The organism is Candidatus Neomicrothrix sp., from assembly GCF_035329545.1.
Taxonomy (GTDB): Bacteria; Actinomycetota; Acidimicrobiia; order Acidimicrobiales; family Microtrichaceae; genus Microthrix; species Microthrix subdominans.
Genome location: NZ_DAOLGP010000064.1, coordinates 1 through 6,075, shown reverse-complemented (window position 1 = coordinate 6,075; position 6,075 = coordinate 1). Strand labels below are relative to the sequence as shown.

General features: G+C 67.8%; 4 protein-coding genes. 1 reads left to right on the top strand and 3 read right to left on the bottom strand.

Translation table 11 applies throughout. The features are described from left to right. A partial coding sequence (locus tag PKD89_RS19360) for a tetratricopeptide repeat protein (RefSeq protein ID WP_324332861.1) occupies positions 1-2,445 on the bottom strand: 2,445 nt, incomplete at its 3' end. A gap of 15 nt (positions 2,446-2,460) precedes the next feature. Continuing rightward, positions 2,461-2,772 carry a trypco2 family protein gene (locus PKD89_RS19355; protein ID WP_289010659.1) on the bottom strand — a complete coding sequence of 104 codons (312 nt, stop codon included), beginning with the start codon at positions 2,770-2,772 and terminating at the stop codon, positions 2,461-2,463. 228 nt (positions 2,773-3,000) lie between these two features. Here PKD89_RS19355 and PKD89_RS19350 point away from each other — a divergent pair, with 228 nt between their 5' ends. Further along, complete coding sequence (locus PKD89_RS19350; RefSeq protein WP_289010658.1) at positions 3,001-4,314, top strand: Mur ligase family protein; 1,314 nt, start codon at positions 3,001-3,003, stop codon at positions 4,312-4,314. 143 nt (positions 4,315-4,457) lie between these two features. Here the strand turns inward: PKD89_RS19350 and PKD89_RS19345 are convergent, their stop codons facing one another. After that, complete coding sequence (locus PKD89_RS19345; protein WP_289010657.1) at positions 4,458-5,987, bottom strand: D-alanine--D-alanine ligase; 1,530 nt, start codon at positions 5,985-5,987, stop codon at positions 4,458-4,460. Positions 5,988-6,075: the final 88 nt, after the last annotated feature.

Genomic DNA, 6,075 nt, shown 5'->3' with positions numbered 1-6,075 from the left:
TGCTTCTTGGGCGGGCGCGACCGCACCCGCACGGTCACCGGTCTCAGACAACCTGATGGCCAGGTTGTTCAACGCCGCTGCCAGGTCGGGTTCGTAGGCCCGGTTCTCGGCCGCTTGAGCCCGGTAAAGGTCGACTGCTTCTTGGGCGGGCGCGACCGCACCCGCACGGTCACCGGTCTCAGACAACCTGATGGCCAGGTTGTTCAACGCCGCTGCCAGGTCGGGTTCGTAGGCCCGGTTCTCGGCCGCTTGAGCCCGGTAATGATCGACCTCAATTTGATCAATGACTGCTGCGATACCCTTAACGAGGGGCGCGAGAATATTCGCATCACAGCCCAAGGCCCGTTCAAGTCGTTGGACCGTTTTTGCGTCATCCCACGGCAACACTCGGATTAGCTCGGCCAAGCCGGTCAAGGCCCGTCGAGTGGTTCGTGGCTGAGCACCGTCCTGCGCGCGAGACGCCAACGCCGAGCCGAAGACTTCCCACGTCGTCTCAAGGCTGGCAAGCAAATCCGACGCAAACGGTCCGACGACAGCCGTCTGCGGGTTGGTAGCGGCGCCCGCGACCCGCGCGAGGGTGACGAGCACGTCTGCCTGGGCGTCCGGTACTGCGGCCAACAACACAGTCCGGATGAGATCCGGGTCGAGTTCTGCGATCAGTACGTCCGCAACCGGGTCGGGATGCAGCGCCTCGAACCCATCTCCGTACATGCCCTCGTACCCAGTGGCGAGATGTTCTGCCGCTGCGGCCGTCAGGCCGAACAGTTCAAGCCGTTCGCATGCTTGCTCCTGGGTTGTTACTCCGCCCAACGACAGCGATGCGACGGCCTTGCGGAGATTGCCCCGAACCTCATCTCTGAGCGCGTCCGGCACCGGGTTGAGCGGCGTGGATGACGGCACCAGGTGGCTTCGCCAGAACTGCCGCTCTCGTTCGAGCAACCTCTGCAGGACCACGCGGTCACTGTCACCGCCCTCGAACGCTGCGGCGACAACCGCCAGCGACGTATCGAACGTCGACTGCTGAGCACTCCAAGTGGGTGAGACCTCCATCTCAAGCTGGCCGAACCGCTTGGCCGCCACCTCACCCAGCACCTTTTGGTTGCCCACCTGCTTGCGCCCGAGCGCCTCCAGGTCGCTCCGCTCCAGCGTGTCGGACTCCAGGAGGACGTGATCGAACGCGCCCCGGTGGCGGCTGAGCAGCAACAGCCTCACCCGGTGGCTTGCGTCGTCGGCGCAGGACTTTGCCCATTCCATCCACTGACGAACCGCCGTCGGCTGGTCTTCGGGGTAGTCGACGACGACCAGCAGGTCGGCGTTGACGACCGTCCCTGCTTGGGACCATGCCGATTCGTGCTTGGCTCGAAGGAGTCCCACCACCCAGCCATCGGCCGACGCTCGAACCAAGAGCTCCTGGGCGGCCCGGGACTTGCCCATGCCACCGGCCCCGGTCAGCAGTGCTGCCCGGAACCGATTGCCCGTTTCGAGAAACCCGTCGAGGCGTGCGTCGGTCGTATCCCCACGACCCACCGTTTCGATTGGGTCAGTCCAAACATCATTGTGAGTGGTCACATCGATGGGGTCGCCCGGCACATACGGCACCACGGCATGGCGGTACTGAAGTGCCGCCATCGGGCGCAGGTTGCTCGGGCGTAGCGGCGCCACCGGCGGTTCGAGCACCACCGCTGCCATCTCGCCGGTGCTGCCAACGGGCCTGACAGGACATGGAACCAACAATCCGTCGTTGGATGCCACCACCTCCTGGCGCAAATGGCTCCAGATGACCTGACGAAGTGTTCCCCGGCCGTGATCGTCGTCAGCGAGCAACATCGACGACGCACTGACCATCCGCAGCGCGTCGAGCGTGCCGTCCACCACTCGCAGGATGCCCACCAGACGGCCATCCGCAACCACCGGTCCCCCGGAGATCCCGGCCCAACCGCTGATGACCTCTTCAGCGCTGCCATCCAACCGCCCGCCCGCCGTGTTCGGTCGCGGATTCAGTCGGGTCTCGATCGACCGTTCTGGTTGGTCCGACCCACCGGTGATGGTGACGCCCGCCCGGTACTGGGCACCCGTACCCGAACGAGCGGCGGTGGCGCCCGGATAGCCCCAGAGCTCCGCCTCGATGTCACCGTCCCCGTTGAGGTACCCCCACGGTGGAGGGTTGAGATCCCACAAGGGTTTGTCGAGCAACAACACGCGAACGTCCAGGCTGGTGTTCTCAAAGATCGATTTGGCCGGCACCCAAGCTGCGGTGGAGCCGTTCGCGCACTTACGGACTGCCGCCGAGTCGAGCGCCGGGGATTCGCCGTCCACCGAATGGGCGCAGGTGAGCACCAAGGAGTTACCAACGGAGCAGCCGCTCAGCACCGCTCCCCCGCTGGCTGCCTCGACCCGGACCTCGCACAGGCGCTCGGAGCCACGGAAGGTCCAAGAGCTACTCACGGCCGGCTGCCCGGCTCATTCGACTTCGAACGTGCGGGATGCGGTGAGGTCCTGCGTTCCACCGTCCGGTGTCACCTGCTTGGGCTTCAGCTTCAACGTCAGCTTGATGGTGGAGGCGCTGGACGCCCCTCCCCCGCCCTCGAACCCGACGCCCGGCACCTTCAGGTTGAGGCCTCCCTTGCCCTCGGTCGTCACGAGCGCCTCCAGTTCGACCTGAATCTCACCCATGTCGAACCGGATGTCCTGACCAGCGCCTTTGGCGGTGGCTTCGGCCAGCTCCGCTCGAAGCTGTTCGATGACCTGGGCGACGGAGGGCAACTCGGCCATGGCGCAGCTCCTTGGATGGCAGGGATCCCGACAGTACCCCGAACCCTCCGGCTCGGGGCGTGGCGCCTTCACTGCTTCCTTGGTTGGTTTTTGACTCGACCGGTGAACACAGGCTCGCTCAGGATCGGGTTCCGAGCAGCGACTACCTCAGAGCCTCGCTACCGTGGACCGGGTGAGGAGTCGCTGCAGGCACGAAGACGAGATGCCGGGTGTCCGTCCGTGCGGTTGATGACCACCGAGATCGCCGACGCGGTCGGCGGTGTGCACGAGGGCAGGGCGATGCCGGTTGAGCAGTACCGCTTCCATCCCCGCGAGCTGGGCACCAGCCCCGACGAGTTGCTCGTCGCCGGGTACCACCGGTTTCTGCGCGACGACACCAACCGACACACACCCCGGGCGGTCTCGGCCGACCGTCCGTACCTGTGCGAGGTGGCTCCGGTGGGCGGCACGGCGATCGTCGTCGCCGAGGTGGAACCCGCGATGCTGGCATTCGGCCGCTACGTGCGGCCCAAGCTGACCGATCGATGTGTCGGGATCACCGGGTCGGTCGGCAAGACCACGGTGAAGCAGCTGATCGCCGCGGCCACCGCCACGACCTACCGAACCCACGCCACGCCGAGGTCGTTCAACACCAAGTTCTCCATGCCGGGCGTTCTCGCCTCGGCGCCCGACGAGACCGAGTGCCTCGTGCTGGAGTTGGGCGCCCGATACCGAGGCGACCTGCGCATCATGACCGAGGTGGCACGTCCGACGGTGGGCGTGGTGACCAAGCTGGGCTGGGCCCACCTGGGGCCGATGATGGGCCGCGACGGCATCGTCGCCACCAAGGGGGAGCTGGTCGAGGGGCTGCCGGCCTCGGGCACCGCCGTGCTCTCCACCGACGATCCGCTGGTCGAGGGCTATGCCGCCCGTACCCAGGCCACGGTGCTGAGCTACGGCTCGACCGGCGACGTGCGGGCTCCTCGAGTGGACTTGGCGGGAGACCTGTCGCTGCGGGTGTCGGTGAGCACGCCGTGGGGTGACGCCGAGCTGCATCCAGCCGTGAAGGGTGCCCATCACGTGACCAACCTGCTGGCAGCACTGGCCGGCGCCCTCGCTGTGGAGGTGCCGCTCGACGCAGCGGTTGCCGGCATCGAGGCGGCGGAACCACCCGACCGACGCATGCAGATGCACCGGGTCGCCGGTGACATCACGGTGATCGACGACAGCTTCAACGCCACGCTCGATTCGGTTCTCGGAGCCCTCGATGCACTGGCCGCGGTCGATGCCCCCGAGCGGCTGGCGGTGCTGGGCCCTCTGCGGGACGGCATCGCCTACCTCGACGAGATCCATTCCGTCGCCCGCGAGCGGGCCGAGACGCTGGGCATCGAGATCCTGGCCTACCGGGCGCCGATCTACGGCCTGCCGGTTGTGGACCATCGCCGCCAATTGCGGGAGCGGATCGACGCGTTGCCGCCCGGCTCGGCGGTTCTGATCAAGGGCAGCCGCGACGATGTGATCGACGAGGTCGTGGCCGAGCTGATCGGCCAACTCGGGAGCTGAAACGACCGCCTGAGCGCGCTCCGGGCTCCCGACTTCGGGCTTGGATTGAGCTGATCGGCCAACTCGGGAGCTGAAACGACCGCCTGACGGTCGTTCGGGCTCCCGACTTCGGTGACGGGGCGGCCCAGTGGGTGGGATGGCCCCTACAGGTGGCGATGGAAACCCATGAGGTCGGGGCCGTCGTCCTGCGTCTCGTCCCGTTCGGGCGCGCGACGAAAGCCCAGCGACAGGTACAGCGCCTGAGCGCCGGCCATGTAGTCCGCGGTCCGCTCAGCCATCTCGGTGACCCCCTCGGAGCGCAGGCGAGCCATGACCTCCTCGACCAATGCTCGACCGATGCCCCGACCGCGGGCCTGCGGACTGACCGACACCTGACGGGCCCGGCCCACCTTGCCGTCGGTGCCGGGAATGCGGTCGTAGCCGACGGCACCGACGACGAAGCCGTCGGCGTCCTCGGCCACCAAGAGGGTGCACTCGTCTGCACGGGCGGCGACGTCGGCCAGTTCACGGTCGTACTCCGCCAGACGCGGCCGACCGGGGATCGATGCGTACGCCGCCACCGTCAGCTCACCGATCACCCGCCAGTCGGCCTCGGTGGCCGCCCGCACGCGGATCGAGGATCCGACGGGCTCGATGTCGGTGTCGATGAGCGCTCTTGACCGCTCGTGGCGGTCCACAGCCATGGCACACAGGCGGTCGAGCACCTGGGGAAAGGCCACGCCGGACGCCGCCCACATGCGCGGGAAGGTCGATTCGGTGGTGAACCCGGGCATCGTGTTGACCTCGTTGACCAGGAGCGCCCCATCCTCGGTCAGAAACACGTCAACCCGGGCCAGCCCATCGACCCGAAGAGCGGCGGCCACGTCGGGAGCGGAGTCTCGAACCCGCTCCCGAAGGGCGGGCCCGAGATCGGCCGGCACCCGCGCCATGGCCGCCCCGGCCCCGTACTTGTCGGCATGGTCGAGGAACTCGCCATGGGGCCGGGTCTCGGACACCTCCGACACCTCGTAGCCGTCTGCACGGTCGCCCAGGATCGACACGCTCAGCTCACGGCCTTCGACGCCCGCCTCGATGATCAGCGTGTCGTCGTAGCTCGCGGCGTGCGATATCGCTGCGTCCCAGCCCAGGACATCGGCCACCCGGCTGATGCCGATCGACGAGCCCAGGTTGGCCGGCTTGATGTACAACACCGTCGAGCCGAGCCGGTCGGCCGCCTCGTCATAGGTCGGCACCCGGTCACCCGGGTAGACGCCCAGCCACCGGGTTTGGGCGATGCCCCGGGCATCCAAGACGTCGCGGGTCAGCGTCTTGTCGAGGCACACTGCGCTCGAGGCCAACCCGGAGCCCACGCAGGCCACGTCGGCCAACCGGGCAAGAGCCCCGATCACCCCGTCCTCGCCTCGGGGACCGTGCAGCACCGCCATGAGCACGTCTGGCCGTGCGTCGCTGCGGGTCAACAGCGCCCAAGGGTCGGCATCGGGCCACTCGAGCGGCTGCGGGATCGCCGGCAACTGTCCGTCGAGCTCGATCGCCCGCCAACGACCCCCGCGGTCGATGTGGGCGGCGGTGACGTGGTGCCCGGCTTCGCGCAGCCCGCCGGCGACCGCCCAACCCGATGCGACCGACACGTCGTGTTCGGCCGATTGGCCCCCAAAGACCTCGAGTACCCGCACGCATTCCTCCACGCGCCCACAGCAGCGGCGCCCCTAGGAGCGTGGGTCAGTAACGGGTAGTTGGGTGGTGGACGCACGTCGGTGATGG

Coding starts and splice junctions, on each gene's coding strand:
- PKD89_RS19350 (WP_289010658.1), top strand. CDS start 3,001: ATGACCACCGAGATCGCCGACGCGGTCGGCGGTGTGCACGAGGGCAGG.
- PKD89_RS19355 (WP_289010659.1), bottom strand. CDS start 2,772: ATGGCCGAGTTGCCCTCCGTCGCCCAGGTCATCGAACAGCTTCGAGCG.